Consider the following 17,306-nt stretch of genomic DNA (forward strand, 5'->3'; position numbering starts at 1 on the left):
CACCTTTCGTGCTCGCCCGTGGCCCCGCCACCCCCGATTCGACCCGATCGAGGCGTCCGCTGGCGGGCTCCGGCTCCGCCGCGGAGCCCTCGACCCTCGTCCGACCTCAGCGTGGAGAGTGAGCATGATCATCGCGGCGCGCGAGTCCACCCAGCGGCGCCCCTCGGCTGGAGCGTCCGGCCCGGTCCGGCGTGCTTTCGGCCCCGACCTGATCGCGCGCATGGACGCGCTGTGCGCACGCGGTCGCAACGAAGGCCCCCTCGATCTGGCACGCGACTACTTCGCGGCCGCCGCAACCGCCACGGTAGGCATCGTCGTCGGGCACCCGATCTTGACCCTGGTGTGCGTGGTCTACATTGGCATCCGCCAGCGGCACTTGTCGAATCTGACCCACGAGGCGATTCACACCAAACTCACCCGCTCACGCCGGGCGAACACCATCCTCGGGCATCTCAACTGCCTCGCGCTCGGGGAGCCATTCACCCCGTACCGGCGCAGCCACCGGATCCATCACGCGAAGCTCGGCAGCCCCGAAGACCCGATGCTGCGCTCCTACATCTCCCGCCGCGCGCACGCCCCCTGGCCGGACAAGCGGGCCTTCGTCATCCAGGTGATCCTCCGCAACGCGCTGTGGCAGCTGCCCAAATACGGATTGCTCACCCTGGCAGGCAAAGCCGGTGACGAGAGCTGGAAAGCCGCCACAACCCGGTGGGCGGTATGGACCGCCGTCGCCGCCGCGGCCACCATGATCGGGCACGGTGTGGACTTCGCGCTCTATTGGGCGCTGCCGCTGATCGTGGTCCGCCCCATCGTCACCTGGCTGACCGACCTGGGCAACCACGCTGGCCTGATCCACAACGCCGACGTCATCTGGCAGACCCGGGGCTGGAACTCGCATGCGCTGACCCGGCACCTGCTCGGCGGCCACAACGACGACATGTTCCACCCAATCCACCACTGGTTCCCCAATATCGGCTGGCGTGAGCTTCCTGAAGCCGCCGCGATCCTGCGCGAGAACTATCCCCGCTGGCATGACGTGCCCTGGTGCAGCGGGTTCTTCTTCCGCCGACGCGCCACCCCGCACATCCCGTCGGTGCTCGACGACATCGTGACCCGGCTGCACCACCAGCTCGCCGACCATCAGCCCAACACCTGACCCTGGGCACATCGCCCATGCCGACAGCTCTACACCTGAACAGGAACTAATCCGAATGTCCTTGCCTGTCAATAGCTTCGATGAATGGACGCGCCTGCGTGAAGTCATCGTCGGCGAGCCGCACGGATACACCTCCCACGACATCGACGCCAGCTTCCGGCTGTTCTACCTCGACAACGTCACCCCCACCGCCGCCGAGGGCAGTCGGGAACTGGCGATCCCGCCCGCGCTGGTCGACGAGCTCGAAGAAGACGTCGAAGGGCTCTGTGCAGCCCTCACCGAAGCCGGAGTGCGAGTTCTGCGTCCCGCACCGGTCACCGAGCGAACCATGATCGGCTCGCCCTGGTGGTCGGCGCGGGAAACGCCGCCGCTGAACGTGCGCGATCAAACGATCATTCTCGGGGGCACCATCCTCGAGACCGCGCCCCACATCCGCGGTCGCGTATTCGAAAACGACTACCTCAAACCACACTTCTACCGTTACCTGCAGGCCGGATCGGGATGGATGTCGATGCCCCGGCCCGCGCTGGCGCGCCGGTCACTGGATCCGAGCTTCTTCCATGGCCAGCCCTTCGACCTGTCGGCAGTCACCGGCGACACCGACACCCGCGAACTGCCGGGGTTGGGCCACGAGCTGATCTTCGACGGCGCCCAATGCATGCGCCTCGGTCGCGACATCCTCGTCAACGTCGCCAACGCCAACCACGAGCTGGGGTTGACCTGGTTGCGACGCACCTTCCCCGAGCTGCGGTTCCATCGGCTCGACGCCATCGCCGACAGCCACATCGACAGCATCGTGGTGCCCCTGCGGCCAGGTCTGCTGATGCTGCGCTCGATGCACTACCTCGAGGCGCTGCCCGAACCGCTGCACAGCTGGGACATCGTCATCCCGCCCGAACAGGACGAAGACGCCTTCCCCGACTACAGCAGCTTCGGCTTCAATCTGGCCAGCCGCTACATCGACATCAACGTCCTCTCGGTCGACGAGGACACCGTCGTGGTCAACAGCCTGTGCCCGGACCTGATGCGCACCCTGGAGAAGAAGGGCCTCACTGTCATCCCGGTCCAGCACCGCCACCGCCGCCTGTTCGGCGGAGGGTTCCACTGCTTCACCCTCGACACCGTGCGCGATGGCTCCTGCGAGGACTACCTCGCATGAGTGCCGCCACGACCGCACAGCCGGCATTGAGCGCGCGCGAGGCCATGGAGGTCAAATCCGATCTTCTCTTCGACATCCGAACACTGCTGCGCAGCGGAGGCTTCGCCGAGATCGTCACACCGACGTTCCGGCAGGCCGACGACCTCACCGGCAAACGCGCCGCCGCCGCCGTCGGCGGCCGCGACGGCTGGCTGCGCAGCATGATCGGCCCGGCCCTGCGCTACCAACTCGCACACACACCGAAGGTGTTCGAGATCGGCGCCTGCTTCCGCAACGACCCTGCCGACGCCACCCACATTCCCGAGTTCACGATGCTGGATCTCTACGCCGCCGAGTCCAGCTACGACTACCTGCTCGAACTCGCTGAGCACCTGGTGCGACTCGCCCACGCCGGCGCACTGCGGCGGATCTCGGTCGCCGAGCATCTGGGTGCCACACTCGGCGCGGACCTGACCCGTGAAACCCTCGACCCGTACATCGGCGCGCTGGCCCGTCACCTCGATCAACCGGCCGACACCCCGCTGCACGACCTGCTCGACACCTATATCGCCACTGAGCTCGAGCCGACCAGCGCCGGAGCTGCGGTGTTCCTGGTCGATATGCCGCTGGGCGGCAACGAGCCGTGCGCCAAGCTGCGCGACGGCACCGCCGCAGTCCTCAACCGGTTCGAGGTGTTCATCGACGGTGTCGAGGTCGTGCACGGCTACGAGGACGAAACCGACGCCGAAGCATTCATCGCCCGCGCCAGCGCGATCGGCCTCTACAACCGCGAGCAGTCGTTGGTGCAGAAGGCGATCAACGACGGTGTCGTGCCTGCCCGCAGTGTCGGCCTCGGCATCGGCATCGAACGCCTCTGCATGGCCGCCACCGGGGCCCGCGACATCAGGCTGTTTCAGCAGTCCGCGGTGTTCTGACCCGCGCACCATGGCACACCCCGCAAGTCCCGGCTCGGCCAGTCGCGTTGCACTACGCTGACCGGGACGGTTGTCAGGATGTTCGCGCCGCGCATGAATTTTGCTTTGTCACAATATCTTTCGATCGAAAGGGGAAATCCGATGTATGAGGGTGGCTGTCTGTGCGGGCAGATCCGATTCCGCGCCGATGGTGAGGCCATCTGGCCGCATCTGTGCTCGTGTCCGCACTGCCAGAAACTCGGCGGAGCCCCGGTCGTGGCCTGGGTCGATTTCCCCCTCGACACGTTCGCGTGGACCGGCGCCGGCGGAGAGCCGACGTGGTTCAACACCTGGCCCACCACCAAGCGCGGGTTCTGTCCCACCTGTGGCTCGCTCGTCGCCGCGTTCGACGAGGGTGGCACCGCGATGGGCATCACGATGATGGCCCTCGACGACCACAGCGCGCTGACCCCGGTGCACCAGGGCAGCAAAGACAACGCCGTGCCGTGGTTGCCGGTGATCGAAACGACGGACGCCGGCGTCTGACCTACCCCTCCTGATCGCCGCGCCGAGCACCCCGCCCGGCGCGGCGATTCCGAATCACATGACTGTGGTGCGGTAGAGCAGGCGCTGGTGACGAGTGTGATCGCACGGGGAGGCGGTGTGCATCGTGGCCCGGTTGTCCCAGATGACCAGATCACCCACCGCCCAGCGGTGCGAGTAGACATACCGGTCGGCGGTGGCGTGGGCGTGCAGCTGATCCAGCAGTTGCTGCGACCGGGTTTCATCGACGCCGACGACGCCGCGGATGATCATGTCGCCCAATAGCAGCGACCGGCGACCGGTCAGCGGATGCAGCCGCACCAGCGGATGCACCACATCCGGCACCTGCGCACGCTGATCGTCGGTCAGCGGCACCTTCGCCGGGTTGTCGGCGGCCTGCCGCTCGAACAAGTGCACCATCGAATGCACCGCCTCGAGCCCGTCGACCAAGGTGCGCAGCTCGTCCGGGAGATCGTCGTAGGCGGCGGTCGTGTCGGCGAACCGGGTTTCACCACCCACCTCAGGTGCGATCACCGAGTACAGCAGCGACACCGCGCTCATCTGCGGCTTCCACGACAGATCGGTGTGCCACTCCACTTCGTTGTCACCGTCGTACAGCCCGATCGGCACCCCATCGCGATGAATATTGCTGATCGTCACGATCTGCGGATACCCGGCGACCGTGTACTGGTCCTGCACATGGATTTCGGGTTCACCGAACAACCGACTCACACGGACATGATCATCGTGGGACAGCTCCTGGCGCCGGACGACGAGGACCCGGAATGTCATTAAATCCTCGACAAGCCGGGTCGCCTCTGATGCCTTCAGCGGTTGGGAAAGGTCGATGCCGGAAACATGCGCTCCAAAGGAGCTTTTCAGCGGGTCGATTTTATAGCGGCTCACCATCAGATTTTAGCCCCATCGGGACGAGCGCTTGGCATAATTCGCATGTGTGAATCGGGCAGATGTGGAGTGCAACAACCTGCTTCGCTGTGGCACTGCGCGAGTGAACTAGCACCTGTCCATCCATTGCGTGAGCTATCATTCCGGCATGAGCCAGGGGATTCCGCTGAAAGAATCTGCCATGAACCGATCGCGCGTCGAATCATTGGCCGCTGATCTGTTCCGCGTCGAACCGCGCTTCGACACCGGAAGGTTCATCGCAGACGTCATGGCGCAACTGCCGCACCTGGAGCTGAAGTCTCGAATCGCCTGTGTAGCAGATGCATTGGCATCCCACCTGCCCGCCGACATCGGTGCCGCGACCGCGATCATCCTCGCTGCATTGCCCCCGCACGACGATGCCACCTTCGCCGGCAGCGACTTCGGCCTCTACACCTACGCCCCGTACTCAGATTTCATCGCCCGCTACGGCTGCACACGCCGCAACCTTGAATCATCACTGAATGCCCTGAAAGAACTGACAAAACACTTCACCGCCGAAGACGCGCTGCGTTATTTCATCAACGCATTCCCTGACGAAACGATGAACACTGTCAGGGCATGGAGCCATGACCCCGATTACCACGTACGGAGGCTGGCCAGCGAAGGAACACGCCCGGCCCTGCCCTGGTCACCCCGCATCAACCTGCCCATCGACGCGGCGATCCCAGTCCTGGACAACCTCTATAGCGACACCTCGAGATTCGTCACACAATCGGTGGCCAACCACGTCAACGACATCACCCGCACCGACCCCGGCCTCGCGCTGTCCATATTGAACCAGTGGCGGACGTCGAACAATCAGCGCCCAGCCGAGATGACCTTCATCATCAACCAATCACTGCGAACACTGGTAAAAAAGGGCCACCCCGATGCTTTCGAATTCCTCGGCGTGTCCACCGCACCCATGGTCAAGGTCACCGACCTGGAAGTGGACGCCTCCACCGTAACGATCGGCGACACCCTGGGCTTCAACCTCACCCTCCAGTCGATCGGCGCCCGCACCGAACGCGTCATCATCGACTACGTCCTGCAGTACCCGCGCGCCCGCACCGGGCACGGCGAAGCAGTGTTCAAATGGACCACCATCGAGCTGCCGCCCGGTGAAACCCGCCACATGACCCGGTCTCAGTCACTGCGCTCAACGGCCAACCGCAAACTCGCCCCCGGCACCAGCCGGTTACACATCCAGATCAACGGCACCCGCGTGGCCGAGACCGCCTTCGAACTGTTCCCTGCGACCGACTCCTGACCGCGCCGTGCTCGACCGGACGAGCGGCAACGTAGAGCAGCGGAAAGACCCCGGTATCTTCGTCACCTCGGAGTAGTCGATGGGAATCACCTCGATCCCGCGCACCTGAAGCTCGGCCGCAATTCGCTCGCTACGCTCAGCGACGACCACCACCCCCGGCGCAAGCGCAAAGACATTCACCTCGACCCCCAGGGCTTCCTCGTCGGTGACGGCAATCAGGTCGAAATGCTCACCGAACCAGCGCATCTGCACATCGTCGAATACCGATCGATGAACCAGCGCTAGTTCCGGCGCGACGATATTGAAGTGGTCGTCCAAGTGCACGATCCCATCGCAGACGAACTCGATCGGCGTCACCACCCGCTCAACGCCGAGCTGGTCCAGCCGGTACCGCAGCGCTTCCACCCCAGCCGGTGAGGTCTCCTCGCTCAGGCCGACGAGAACGTGCCCGTCGTGGAGCATCACGTCGCCGCCCTCGACTGTCCCGGCATCGAGATAGGCGACCTGATCGATCTGCTCACAAAGCCTTCGTAATCCCGCCAACTCTCCGTGCCGCCGCGGCGAGTTCAACCGCGACACCACGAACACGTCATCGACGACAAATCCCAGGTCACGGGTGTAATGCTGGGCATAACACCCTGGCACCTGATCAGCAAGCACCACCTCCACACCCCGGCCACGTAGCAGGTCGATGAACCGGCATTGCTGTGCGCGCACTCGCTCGACCGAGTACGTCGCCCACCGGCTGGTCGCGAGCTGCCGTGTGAGCACCGGATCCAGCGAGCCGGATAGGTCTGGCACTGCGGGTCCAGCGCGGCGCATCAGCACTGATCGCAACTGGCCGAACTCGCTGGCCACCCCCACTGGTCTCACCGAACTACTCCTGCACTCATTACTGTTGCTCCAAGTTGTAATTGGTGACACGGCGGAATCTACGCCGTTAGGAACTTCGACCGGAACGCTATTGGTTGCGCGTGCCGTGCGGAATCGCGGCGCCTGGCCGTCCTCAATCGTCTCAAAACAGCGCCATGTCGACTCCGTCGATGCGGCGCTGTTTTGCTGCCATGGATGGTTACGGCTGCTCGTGTGCCGACGCGGTCACCAGCGGGTCCAAATCCAGCGCCTGCCACCGGCACCACCCCCGCGACTGGGCTGTCAGTAGCGCTGAGGCAAATGCCGTGGTGACCGGCCGCCGCCACGTGTTGCAAGTGGAGTGCAGATACGAACTCGACAGCTTCGCCGCCGCACATGTTCGTGGCAGTTCCGCTGCCGAGATTTCGAGATCTATGGCTGTATCCACCAGTAGAGGGGTGTGGCGGGTGCGCCGCTCGTGGCGGTTGGGCCACAGCTCTGCGTATTTGGTCAAACATGGCAGCGCGGCACGGCCATTGGCCGAGCTGCACAGCGGTTTGAGTATGTCGTGCACATTGTGCCCGGTTATCACCTCGGCGTATCGGTCGCATTCGGCCATGCGGCGATCGAGCGCGATGGTGAACTCAACTTGTGAGTCGACTTCGGAGAGCACTTCATAGCCGAAACTGAACCCCTCAGGGGCGGACTCCATATCGTGGGGTCGATTCACATCGAACGTGGCATACGCCAAGCCCGCGGTCCCAGATGTCGTGACCGCCACCGCGGCCACAGTCGGCGAGTCCCGGCCGGTGGACTGGCCGGGATTGCCGAAGGGGGTTTCGGGATATGCGAGATTTGTTGCCCCACTCACGTTTTCGCCTCGACGCTGCGTGGACGCGAATTCGGTTGATCGCGGTTTGCGGCCGCGGGGGTGAACGAGAACCCAGCAGCGTGGAGGACGAGCTCGATCCGACGGCGGGTCGTGGCCGGGGTGACGTCGAAGTCGCCGGCGCGCGGGCTTGCCATGCCGACGACCGTCGACAATAGGAACGAGACTGTGATGTCGAGATCGGTGCTCGGGTCATGGGTGCTGGTGCTGGTGCTGGTGCTGGTGAGCAGTTTGCGGACCGCCTCGTGCAGCTGGTCGCGTCGGCAAATGACGTCAGCGCGGCTTTGTTTGTCTCGCTCGGCGAGTTCGAGTTCGAGCCGGATCCATCCGGGCCGTGTGATGAGAATGTATGCCCATCGGGCCAGAGTGGTGACGAGCTGGTCGGCGTCCCGCGGGTGGAAGCGGTGGATCCTTCGGAGGGCGTGGCGGGTCAAGTTGTCTGCGACGTCGTGGGCGATCTGCTGTTTGTGATTGAAGTGGGCGAAGAACTCTCCACTGGTGAGATCGGCGTGCTCGGCGATCCGGTCGATCGAGGTGGCGGGATAGCCGTGGATCAGCAGCAGCTCGGCAGCAGCGTGCACCAGCCGTTGACGGGTGCGACGCTTGCGCTCCGCGCGCGGGCGTTTCGATGGCGGAAGATCCGGCAGGGTTCCGCCGCGGTGGCTGAAGGCCTGGAGATCGGCGCGGATCGCGACGAGGAACGACTCGACGTGACCAATGGTCAGCTCTGCGGCTTTGGACCCGTCGCCATCTGCCACGGCCATGAGGGCGATCGCTGTGTTGAGCCCACGCTTGTAGCTCACCTGATCGTCGTGGTTGGCGTCGTCGATCGCCCGGGTGAGCACCATGGTGTACTCGGTGCCGTAATCGCGGGTCAGCTGCGCAATCAATTCCGCGGTTCGAGGCAGGTGAATCCCTTCCTCGGTATCCAACGTGACTGCTGGGGGAGAGTGATCGTTCATGTGGGCTGTGAAAATCCCTTCGAGTGGTCGGGGTTTGTTCAGCGGCGGCGGGAGACGGAGCCGACCGCTGAGGTCGGTGAGCAGGTTGGGACGTGGTTGATCAGCACGAGCCGAACCCGGGCGAATGTGGGGCGATCACCTGCCGGAGATGTGTCGCGGGGACCGCAGTGCACCGTCGCTGCGGCGACGAGTCTGACGACAGCTACCCCAGCTACGCCGGTTGGCGGCGAGTCGTGGCCTCGACGGAACTTCGCGGCGAAGTGTCATCGGCAGTGCGCGCCGGGCTCCCCATGCGATGGCGGTTCAGCCGAGTCGGGTTCGGTCACGCCGTGGCTTTGTTGTGGCCGTCTCGATCGTGATGTGGGCGAGAGCGTCGAAGTCGATCCGTCGGTCGCCTTCCGGCGGAACGAGCCAGGCCGAGCTGCCAGGGCCGGGTAGCGCGATCATTGCTCCACAACCCATGCGCACTGCGACGTACCTGAATAACCTGTTGTCCCAATGTGTTTCACCTACCGGTGCGTTGACTAGGAACATCAAGTTCGCGCCGCGCGAGTACTCGATCGTCGGTGTCCGCTGACGTCGCTTCTCCAAAGCCGTGCGAACGTGGTCTGCCAGGGGCCGCGCGATCCGGAGACCGGTGACCGCACCGACACGGAGCATGATCCGGTCGCCGTCGGTCACCTCGACGCCCTGAAGGCCGTTGATCTTCCGATATCGAGCGGCTATCCCCGCTGCCGTGGGTGCTGCGGACACCATGGCTGTCACTCATCGCTCCCGCTGGATCGGATCGGGCGCTCGACCCTCCGGCGTTTCAGCGCGATGACCAGCAGCATGAGCTCGACGAGCAGCAGTGCGGCGGTGATCCGCTCTTCTCGCGGCCAGGGGGTCTTGTCTGGCATTCTGTATCTCTCCTGTTGATGTTGCTGTGGAACGAACCGCTGAGTCATGCCCGCGGTCGGCGCCTGGTGGCCATCTGGATGCCGGAGGCATCGTTGATGCACGGCAAGCCGCAGACGGTCGGGACTGTGCACTGCCCCGTGGTGAGGTCGGAGAGCAGATCGTCGAGATCGTCGGCCAGGCGAAGCACCTGCGTCTCCGCGAAGTGGATCCATTCACTTGTCCCGGTGGGGCCGGGGGTGTAGGCGAGGGCGCACCAGTTTGCGAGCCGGTCGACCGCCACACCGACGGTCTCGCAGTGGCGACGAGCGTCCCTGGCCGCGGTCGGGGTGACGAGATCGATGTAGTCGTCGATCGCGCGGGCCAGGCGAAGCCGATGCGCGTCGATCCGGTGAAGGGCACCGTCCTCGCGGGTGAGCCGGGCAGCGTGTAGGGATGCGAGTTCGCCGGCTGCATCCAGCAGCGGGTGCCGATCGGTGAGCAGGCCCCGGATGGTGTGTATCAGCGCCGTTGACTGTGGTAGGCGAGGGGCCAGTGTGCGGCGGGTATCGCGTGTCATGGCTGGTACAGCTCCCAACACGGCAGTGTCCGCAGCTCCGGCGTCACGTTGTCGTCTATCGTCACCCGCGCCGAACCCCACCGCGTCATCTCGTGTGCGAAGTGCTCGGCCACAACTTTTTCGGCCCGGAAATGCAAGGCCGGGCATGACGCGAACTCGACGGTCAGATGCATGTCCATCCCGCATCACCGCGTCCGGCCACGAGTTCGGTCACCAGGACCCTGGCACCGTGGGTGAGGTGGTGTTGGTGCATCCGGATGGGTTCGCGGCCACCGTCGCAGTGGTGTCACCACATCAGCGCGGCAGCGCAAGACGTCCAGCCAGCCCTGAGTGATCGTCGCGCTCGACACCACGATCACTTCGGCCGCCAGGGTGGCAATGATGCGGGCGAGTTCCGCTCCGGTGCGGGCGACGATCGGTTGCCCGCCGAGCTTCAGTCCCTTCTGGTCCGCCAGCGCCTCCAGCTCGGCGGCTTGGGCCGCGATGTCGGCCTCGGGCTGTTCGGCCCAGACGATCGCCGCCGCTGATTCGAGCATCATCGTGCACCTCCGCCCTCGGCTGCCGCCTGGTGGAGGCGCGGTGGAGTATCGTTCAGCGCCACCATCGGGCCTGTGGAGGTCTGGGGATCCGGATCGCTTCGACTTACGTCGGGGTCCGCTGGTGGCAGCGGCAGTTCGCACAGCGTCACCGTGCCGCCCGCCGGTGCTCGGAACCGGGCGACTTTCCCTCCGACCAGCGGGTTGCTGCAGGTCCACCGGAGGGCGTCGCTGACCGGGATGTCGGAGATATCGCGGGTTTCGTGTATCTCCACCACCAACATGGCGGCGCCCGGGGGGCAGACCACACGAACAGACAGCTCCTCGGTGAGCGTGTCGACGCTGTTGGCCCATCGCCGCTCCGCCGCACCGACCACCTCGACCATCACTGCATCGACCGCCCCGACCATGTGCCGGAGGCCTGCGCGCCCGAGCCGTTGTTCGACCGTCGCCCGTGCGAGCGCGGTTGCCGCGCCGAAGGGATTCACGCGAAACTCGGCGACCAATCCGGCCGTCGTGCCGCGCGGGTCTGAGTTGAGCGGCTGTTCGTCCCCGACCCATACGATCTTGGCCCCGTGAATGGCCGAGATCAGGCGTTGCACAGTCTCTTTCGGCGCACCTGTTCGTTCGAGGTGCGCGGGAGAGGGAATCAATACATGGCCGCCTCCTGCTGCTTCGAGAGCGGCCAGGAGCTGCCACAGTGCTGTCGTCGGCGCCGTCGCGTCCAGCAGGAGGTCCAGGGCGATGCCGCGCTCCTGCGCCACCAACTCCAGTCGGTCCGCGGCTGCTGGGTCGGATTCGGCCAGCAGCGACCACAGGAACCGTGCTGGGCATCCGTGCTCGAAGAACAACCGCCCGTTGAGGCTTCCGCCGTACACCGCTGCGGTTTCAGCGAGCTGCGCCTGTACGGCGGCCATCCGAGCGGGGTCGATCAGTGGAATCCGCAGGTATCCGAACACCGGCGTCATCGCAACCACCCGGTCGGTGCATTAACCACAGCCCGCATCGGCAATCGCCTCGCGTGGACGGAGGCGGAAGTAGTTGCCGTGCGTCCATCTGGCTCTGCGCTCGAACGACAGAGGATCCGCGTACTGCTCGCTGCGCTCATCACACGCTCCCGCGTCTAACTGTCCCGACGCAGTGACATGCATTGTTCATGTCACCCTGCTCTGATATGTGACAGGATGTCACAGTGCATAGAACCGTGCAACGGAAACGACAGGATTCTGTGGCGCTGCGGCCCAGGCTGACCATCTGGCGCGAGTGTTCTCCCGAATGCGTGACTAGCCGCATCTTGTGCCAGGATGTTCGTGTGACAGATCGTCACTGTGCGTCGAAGGAGGTGTGATCGGTGGCGCAGAACTTCGTCTCGGTCACTGGCGAGCGATTCTCTCCGTACAGTCGTCGACTTCACCTCGGTGATGAGCTGCGCCGACTCCGTCAAGATCGGGATCTTTCGATCCAGCAGGCTGCCAAAGCTCTGGATATGGACCGGACCTTGCTGACCCGGATCGAGACCGGCCAGCGACGCGTGGCCGCCGACGTCAGCATGACCGTTGCCGAGCACCTCGGTGTCGAACAGCATTCCGCCAAATGGCAAGAGTTCTACGCGTTGGCCCGCGACGCCGCCCAGACCGGTTGGTGGGAGAGCCGGGCCTTCAAGGGCTTGTCGGCTCGACAAGCCCTGCCTGCCGATCTCGAAGCAGGTGCTGCTCGGATCCGTTGGTATGACTTTGCGCTGGTACCCGGCCTCCTGCAGTCACCGGCGTACCTCCGTGCACGTCACAACGCCGCCGTCACAGCCGATCCCACTGCGGATAACCCCGTGGAGATTCGGGCCCGCGAGCGCCGTCAACAAGAAGCGCTGGTCTCGAATGGTCCTCGAATCGAGGTCATCGTCGAAGAGACGGTCATCCGCCGACTGATGGTTCCCAGGCCAGCGATGCTCGAGCAGTTGGATCATTTGCTCAAACTGATCGATGGCAACGACCGGATCGACTTCCGCATTCTCCCGGTCGGCGGCGAGCTTCTTGGGCTGCGAGCGCCGCGCTCACCGTGGGAAATCTACGACTTCGCCGTGGGCGATCCGCCACTGGTGATGGTCGAGTCGCTTACGGAAGATGTGCTGTTACGCGACCACGGCGAGGTCGCAATCCATGAGCGGTTGTGGCAGCGGCTGTACGAGATTGCTCTGCCACCGGACGAAAGCCGCAAGATGATCGCCCGAAGCGCCGAAGTTCTCGCAGAGGAGCAGTAAAGAGTGAGGAACACGACCATGACCGGGCACCGGCCACTCGACGGATACATCAAGTCGTCGTACAGCGATGGAGGAGGTCAATGCGTTCTCGTCCGGCGTTTCGAGGGTGAGCAGAGCGTCTTTATCCGGGACACCAAGTACTTGCGGGATCCACGTAACCGCCCCGAGGAAGAACCGATCATTGAGATGCCGGCCGAGGCGTGGAACTCCTTCGAGGCGCTGGTCTTAGGAGCGAGCACGGGCGAAGCTGTTCCCGGTCTGCCCGAAGTCGAGTTCACTGACCGCGGGCATACTCTGCTGCGCGGCGCCGATGGGACGACGCTTGAATTCACTGGAGACGAGTGGATCGCGTTCCGAGCGGGCGTTATAGAGAGAGAGTTCGAACCGCAGGCCGCCGCTGCGTAGGTGTCTGTCTGCCTGACACAGAGACCCACGAACAACGGACGCGAATTGGCGGCCTTCCAGTAAAGGGAGGCCACCACTTTCATCCGCTCCCGCCTCTTCAATCGCGACCGGCGGCGGTGCCTGAGCTCAGGTGCCGCGAGGGCATCGGCTCGGCAGCCACTCGATCCAGCGTCCTCGCCTACCTGGTAGTTGGCTTTCCCTTCGCCTCAGAGCTTCATACTTCACCCGCCTCATGCGTCCGGCGGCGGAACGGAGAAGGCAAAGCCTTTCTGCCGCAAATCAAATCACGTGCCAGGCTCTCATACGAGACCAGGGCTCGGCCGAGCTGCTGACGGTTCCTGCCCTCTGGGCCATCCAGTACAAAGAAGCGATTGAACGAGACCGAGTGCAAGTGGGCCATGCGGCCGAAAACTGCACCCAACCCCTCATGGTGTTCTACAGCTCCGGCACCCGGTTCTCCGAGAACCCTGCAACCTTCGAGGTCGATGGCGAGCATGTGCCGCTGCGCGGCCTCCCACGCGCCGACGAATGAATCGGCGCTGTCGTGGGCCACGGACAATACCGGGACCACCTGCCCCGAAGTCCACGTCAACACCACATCGTCCCAGTCCGGCTGCGCCATTGCGATGCGACGATGCGCGATGACCAGACCCACGAGCGCCTTGAGCATGCTGTCACCGAAACCGCTAACAGCGTCCATACCCAACTCGGCGGTTCGCGCGAACACCGTCATCACAGTTCTGCCATCCGGCAGAGGCCCGAACCCGTCATCCACTGAAGCCCCCTTCCACCCCAACCATGGATAGCAGCATGTGTTCTGCCCGGACCTGCCGCCATTGAGGATCGAATAAGTCTGCACCGCAGGTACTTTCAACCCCCGTAGGGGGACTTTACTGCCTCTTGAGCCGGTGCGCATCGGATGACGGTGGGGGTTCGCGCGGAGGCCAGCATCGGGGGACATGGCTGGACGCTCGGTCGAATCGCCGAGGGCTCGGCCTTCACGAGTTACCGACAAGGGTTGGGCCGGTGAACCGACGCACGGTGTTGATCCCGGCGACGTAGGACACCCTTAAGACCGCCGGGCAGCGGGACCGATGGCTCGCGGCATCGAAGGCTGGGCAGGCGACGGTGAGCTGCTACGGCTGCTCGGCGGGCACAGCGTAGGTCAGATCGGTCGTCCACGGGTAGGTGCCGGGGCCGTCGCCGACGGCTTGCACCAACGCTTTGGTCGGGTCGCCGTCGACGCCGAGTTCGATGATGCGGAACACACTCGTCCCGCCTGCGACCAGGTGGATCAGGGAGCCTTCCTCGAACTGCACACGCCCGAGCCTAGCGAACCACACCATCCGGTTGGTATTCGCTGGAAATACGCTGGGGGTGTGTCCGTGCCCGCGCCGATGCTCGCGACCGCCGGTCGGCCGCCCGATACCCCTGGACGGTGGGCGATCGAGATGAAATGGGACGAAAACGGACGGGTTCGCAGAATCCTGTGCCCCTGAACTGGTGAACGCATTTGGTGATGGGTCCGTGGGGCCTGCTGCGGGCGTATGTTCGTGAAGTTCCGCTCATTACCAAGGTGTTGAGACAGGTCTGCCGCAGCATGCTGGAGCTTCGTGGAAGCGGTATGCCGTTCGGGCTGGCCGACGCCCGGGGTGGGCCTCGGCCAGCCGGTTATGTCACGGACTTACTCGATGTTCCGTCCGGGCCTGCTCGCCGGGTTTATTTGATGATGTGGCCGAGGGGGCCTTCGAGGGTGTAGCGGGTGGGGTCCTCGCAGCCCGGTTCGGTGGTCACGAGGTGGTCGTTGGTGCTGGGGCTGAAGCAGCGGAACAGCGGGACAGTGCCTGCGACCTGATCGCGGTAGACGTGGCCGAGGGGACCCTCCAGGGAGTAGCGGCTCGGGTCCTCGCAACTTGGTTCGGTGGTCACGAGGTGGTCGTTGGTGCTGGGGCTGAAGCAGCGGAACAGCGGGACAGTGCCCGCGACCTGATCGCGGTAGACGTGGCCGAGGGGACCCTCCAGGGAGTAGCGGCTCGGGTCCTCGCAACCGGATTCGGTGGTCGTCAGGTGTTGGTTGGTGCTGGGGCTGAAGCAGCGGAAGAGGGCGACGGGTCCGGATCGGTCGGAGACGGTCAGTTTGATCGCGGTGTCGCCTGCGTCCCAGGTACCGGGGATGGTGAGCCTGATCTGGTTGAGGTCCTTGTCGAGTGTTACCGGTGTGCCGTCGTTGACCAGAGAGGCCGCGGAGAAGACCTTGCCGTCCTGAGGCAGCGGAAGAGTGAGGGTTTGCCCGGCAGGCGGTTTGAGCACGTGGAGGTACTCGGTGCGGTCATCAGGTGATTTGGTCGCCACGCCCCAGGTCAGGTCGGTGATGCGGGTTCCGGCCTTGGTGGGGTAGGAGGTGCTGGGCCGGGTGCCGAGGACCGATTCCCGGATCTGGTCGATCCAGCCACCGATCTGCTGCAGTGCGGGCAGGACGCCGGGTTCCCAGCCGCCGCCGGCGTAGGGGCCGGCCGCCCAGGCCATGCCGCCGCCGTCGGTGTTGGTGGCCGCCTGCAGAACGGTGTAGCGGAACATGGCCCGTGGCGTGTACTTCACCGCGTGGCTGGTCTCTTTCGCCCACCAGGATTCTCCGGTTCCGCCCATGGTCGCCGCGACGGGCTGGGTGTAGCCGGGCCACAGGCTTCCGTCGGTTTGGGCGAACTCCTGCTGGCCGAAGTACTCCTTCATGCCGATGTCGAGGCCGTAGAGGTTGCCGTAGTTGTTCTGGATGAGGACCACGCGCGGGTTGACCGCTTTGATCGTGTCGCGCAGTCGCGGGTAGTCGACGACGTTGTGGCTGTCGGCCTGGGGGCTTCCCTCGTCCATGAACAGGCCGTCGATGCGGGCCCCGTAGCGTTGCATCATCTCCTGGTAGATGTCGTTGATGAACGCGTTCCATTTGGGGCGGTCGAAGTCGGGTCCGGGGTTCCACTTCTGATCTGCCGGCGGAGCGACTGTGCCCCAGCCGGTCTTCAGCTTGTCCTCGTCGGTGAACTCCATACCGTCGCGGGGGTGGGTGTAGAGGTAGACGTTGATGCCCTTGGCCTTGACCGCGCCGATCATCTCCGCGATGAGGTCGCGGTCGGTGCGGCGGTGGGGCATGCCCCAGTCCGCCATCTTCTGGCTCGGATACAGGGTCACCATTTTGGAGTGCCAGGCACTGAAGATGACGTACTGCACCTTCGCGGTGACCAGATCCTCGGCGAACCCGTTGGCGTCGAAGCTGTTGGCCAGAGCGTTGGGATCCTCGATGGCCACACCGGCCGGGTCGGTGGTGAGGCGGGGCACGTAGTGGACGAACAGACCGTACTTGTGATCGAGAATGCCGGTCATACCGTCGTCGGCATGCGCCCGTGGCGTCTGGAACGGCGCCACCAGCACAGCCGCCAGCAAGACCAGCGGAACGAGTAAGCCCGCCAGCTTCGCTCCTCCGGACATGTTGTCTGCGAAAGGATTCGGCTGTTCCTCGCTGTGTATCTGCACGAAGTGACAGTAGAGGGTGCGCTGTCGCGCTCACCTGATTTCCGCCTGCCGAACCGGTCCGGTGTGTCTGGGTCCTCGGTCCCTCGGCTGCTGGGTCTCGCGGACCACGATGTACAGGCACGTGCCCGAACTCGCTGGTACCTGCTCGGCGGCGCTCGACCGACCATCCGGGAAAGAACGAACCGATCTCCTGGCAGTCTCGAACTGCTCCGGATCTGGGCTTCATACGAAATCGCATGGGTGCCGGTAAATTTCGCATATGACAGACGATCGGATCGAGGCTGACGAGTTCTTCGGGACCTCCGGCTTGCAGGACTGGCGTAGCGAGTACATGGGGGCCTGTGTGTGCTGAGGTTCCCCCGCTTCCTTGGAGGGCTTTGAGCATGGTCCGATAGGACCGGGAAGGAGCCCCGCGTGGCAGCACCGAAGAAATACCCGGACGAGCTGAAGGCACGAGCGGTCCGGCTGTATCTGGA

20 protein-coding genes are annotated in these 17,306 nt (G+C 64.5%); 7 read left to right on the top strand and 13 right to left on the bottom strand.

What is annotated here, in order from left to right; genetic code table 11:
• Positions 1-124 precede the first annotated feature (124 nt).
• The 4 genes from GVY64_RS29735 (at position 125) to GVY64_RS29750 (ending at position 3,754) form a co-directional block, all read left to right on the top strand.
• On the top strand, positions 125-1,156 hold the full coding sequence (locus GVY64_RS29735; RefSeq protein WP_236567337.1) for a fatty acid desaturase family protein: 1,032 nt from the start codon (positions 125-127) through the stop codon (positions 1,154-1,156).
• A 55-nt stretch (positions 1,157-1,211) separates the two neighbouring features.
• Positions 1,212-2,315: an inosamine-phosphate amidinotransferase 1 gene (locus GVY64_RS29740; RefSeq protein WP_236567343.1), complete on the top strand. Its 1,104-nt coding sequence runs from the start codon at positions 1,212-1,214 to the stop codon at positions 2,313-2,315.
• On the top strand, positions 2,312-3,229 hold the full coding sequence (locus tag GVY64_RS29745; protein ID WP_201298216.1) for an amino acid--tRNA ligase-related protein: 918 nt from the start codon (positions 2,312-2,314) through the stop codon (positions 3,227-3,229). Before GVY64_RS29740 ends, GVY64_RS29745 begins: the two co-directional genes overlap by 4 nt.
• 78 nt (positions 3,230-3,307) lie before the next feature.
• On the top strand, positions 3,308-3,754 hold the full coding sequence (locus GVY64_RS29750) for a GFA family protein (protein ID WP_236567344.1): 447 nt from the start codon (positions 3,308-3,310) through the stop codon (positions 3,752-3,754).
• A 54-nt stretch (positions 3,755-3,808) separates the two neighbouring features.
• Here the strand turns inward: GVY64_RS29750 and GVY64_RS29755 are convergent, their stop codons facing one another.
• Entirely contained in the window at positions 3,809-4,657 is an 849-nt protein-coding gene (locus GVY64_RS29755; RefSeq protein ID WP_159848642.1) for a TauD/TfdA dioxygenase family protein, read from the bottom strand.
• 148 nt (positions 4,658-4,805) lie between these two features.
• Between GVY64_RS29755 and GVY64_RS29760 the strand changes: the two genes are divergently transcribed.
• On the top strand, positions 4,806-5,948 hold the full coding sequence (locus GVY64_RS29760; protein WP_159848645.1) for a hypothetical protein: 1,143 nt from the start codon (positions 4,806-4,808) through the stop codon (positions 5,946-5,948).
• Here GVY64_RS29760 and GVY64_RS29765 read toward each other — a convergent pair.
• The 9 genes from GVY64_RS29765 to GVY64_RS29805 form a co-directional block, all read right to left on the bottom strand.
• Positions 5,877-6,806 (bottom strand): dimethylarginine dimethylaminohydrolase family protein, encoded by a 930-nt coding sequence (locus GVY64_RS29765; protein WP_159848648.1) that lies wholly within the window; start codon positions 6,804-6,806, stop codon positions 5,877-5,879. The genes GVY64_RS29760 and GVY64_RS29765 overlap by 72 nt on opposite strands.
• A gap of 214 nt (positions 6,807-7,020) precedes the next feature.
• Positions 7,021-7,671: a hypothetical protein gene (locus tag GVY64_RS29770; RefSeq protein WP_159848651.1), complete on the bottom strand. Its 651-nt coding sequence runs from the start codon at positions 7,669-7,671 to the stop codon at positions 7,021-7,023.
• Positions 7,668-8,621, bottom strand: coding sequence for a TetR/AcrR family transcriptional regulator (locus GVY64_RS29775; protein ID WP_159848654.1), 954 nt, complete (start codon positions 8,619-8,621; stop codon positions 7,668-7,670). The genes GVY64_RS29770 and GVY64_RS29775 overlap by 4 nt, the downstream gene beginning before the upstream one ends.
• 333 nt (positions 8,622-8,954) lie before the next feature.
• Complete coding sequence (locus GVY64_RS29780; protein WP_159848657.1) at positions 8,955-9,416, bottom strand: hypothetical protein; 462 nt, start codon at positions 9,414-9,416, stop codon at positions 8,955-8,957.
• Positions 9,413-9,550 carry a hypothetical protein gene (locus GVY64_RS29785; protein WP_159848660.1) on the bottom strand — a complete coding sequence of 46 codons (138 nt, stop codon included), beginning with the start codon at positions 9,548-9,550 and terminating at the stop codon, positions 9,413-9,415. Before GVY64_RS29785 ends, GVY64_RS29780 begins: the two co-directional genes overlap by 4 nt.
• Before the next feature lie 44 nt (positions 9,551-9,594).
• Positions 9,595-10,107 carry a hypothetical protein gene (locus GVY64_RS29790; protein WP_159848663.1) on the bottom strand — a complete coding sequence of 171 codons (513 nt, stop codon included), beginning with the start codon at positions 10,105-10,107 and terminating at the stop codon, positions 9,595-9,597.
• A complete protein-coding gene (locus GVY64_RS29795) occupies positions 10,104-10,286 on the bottom strand; it encodes a hypothetical protein (protein ID WP_159848666.1) in 183 nt (60 codons plus the stop codon). The genes GVY64_RS29790 and GVY64_RS29795 overlap by 4 nt, the downstream gene beginning before the upstream one ends.
• A gap of 6 nt (positions 10,287-10,292) precedes the next feature.
• Positions 10,293-10,646: a hypothetical protein gene (locus GVY64_RS29800; RefSeq protein WP_159848669.1), complete on the bottom strand. Its 354-nt coding sequence runs from the start codon at positions 10,644-10,646 to the stop codon at positions 10,293-10,295.
• Positions 10,643-11,410, bottom strand: coding sequence for a hypothetical protein (locus GVY64_RS29805; protein WP_159848672.1), 768 nt, complete (start codon positions 11,408-11,410; stop codon positions 10,643-10,645). The genes GVY64_RS29800 and GVY64_RS29805 overlap by 4 nt, the downstream gene beginning before the upstream one ends.
• A gap of 584 nt (positions 11,411-11,994) precedes the next feature.
• On the opposite strand from GVY64_RS29805, the gene GVY64_RS29810 reads away from it, so the two are divergent.
• On the top strand, positions 11,995-12,900 hold the full coding sequence (locus GVY64_RS29810) for a helix-turn-helix domain-containing protein (RefSeq protein ID WP_159848675.1): 906 nt from the start codon (positions 11,995-11,997) through the stop codon (positions 12,898-12,900).
• A gap of 18 nt (positions 12,901-12,918) precedes the next feature.
• Positions 12,919-13,305 (top strand): DUF397 domain-containing protein, encoded by a 387-nt coding sequence (locus GVY64_RS29815; protein ID WP_159848678.1) that lies wholly within the window; start codon positions 12,919-12,921, stop codon positions 13,303-13,305.
• 214 nt (positions 13,306-13,519) lie between these two features.
• On the opposite strand, the gene GVY64_RS29820 is transcribed toward GVY64_RS29815, so the two are convergent.
• The 3 genes from GVY64_RS29820 to GVY64_RS29830 all read right to left on the bottom strand — a co-directional run bounded on the left by GVY64_RS29820 (position 13,520) and on the right by GVY64_RS29830 (position 16,830).
• Complete coding sequence (locus GVY64_RS29820) at positions 13,520-14,080, bottom strand: hypothetical protein (protein WP_159848681.1); 561 nt, start codon at positions 14,078-14,080, stop codon at positions 13,520-13,522.
• Positions 14,081-14,441: 361 nt separating this feature from the next.
• Positions 14,442-14,624: a hypothetical protein gene (locus GVY64_RS29825; RefSeq protein WP_159848684.1), complete on the bottom strand. Its 183-nt coding sequence runs from the start codon at positions 14,622-14,624 to the stop codon at positions 14,442-14,444.
• 400 nt (positions 14,625-15,024) lie between these two features.
• Positions 15,025-16,830: an alpha-L-fucosidase gene (locus GVY64_RS29830; protein ID WP_159848687.1), complete on the bottom strand. Its 1,806-nt coding sequence runs from the start codon at positions 16,828-16,830 to the stop codon at positions 15,025-15,027.
• Positions 16,831-17,306: the final 476 nt, after the last annotated feature.

The sequence above is a fragment of the Nocardia sp. CY41 genome (assembly GCF_009829325.1).
GTDB lineage: Bacteria > Actinomycetota > Actinomycetes > Mycobacteriales > Mycobacteriaceae > Nocardia.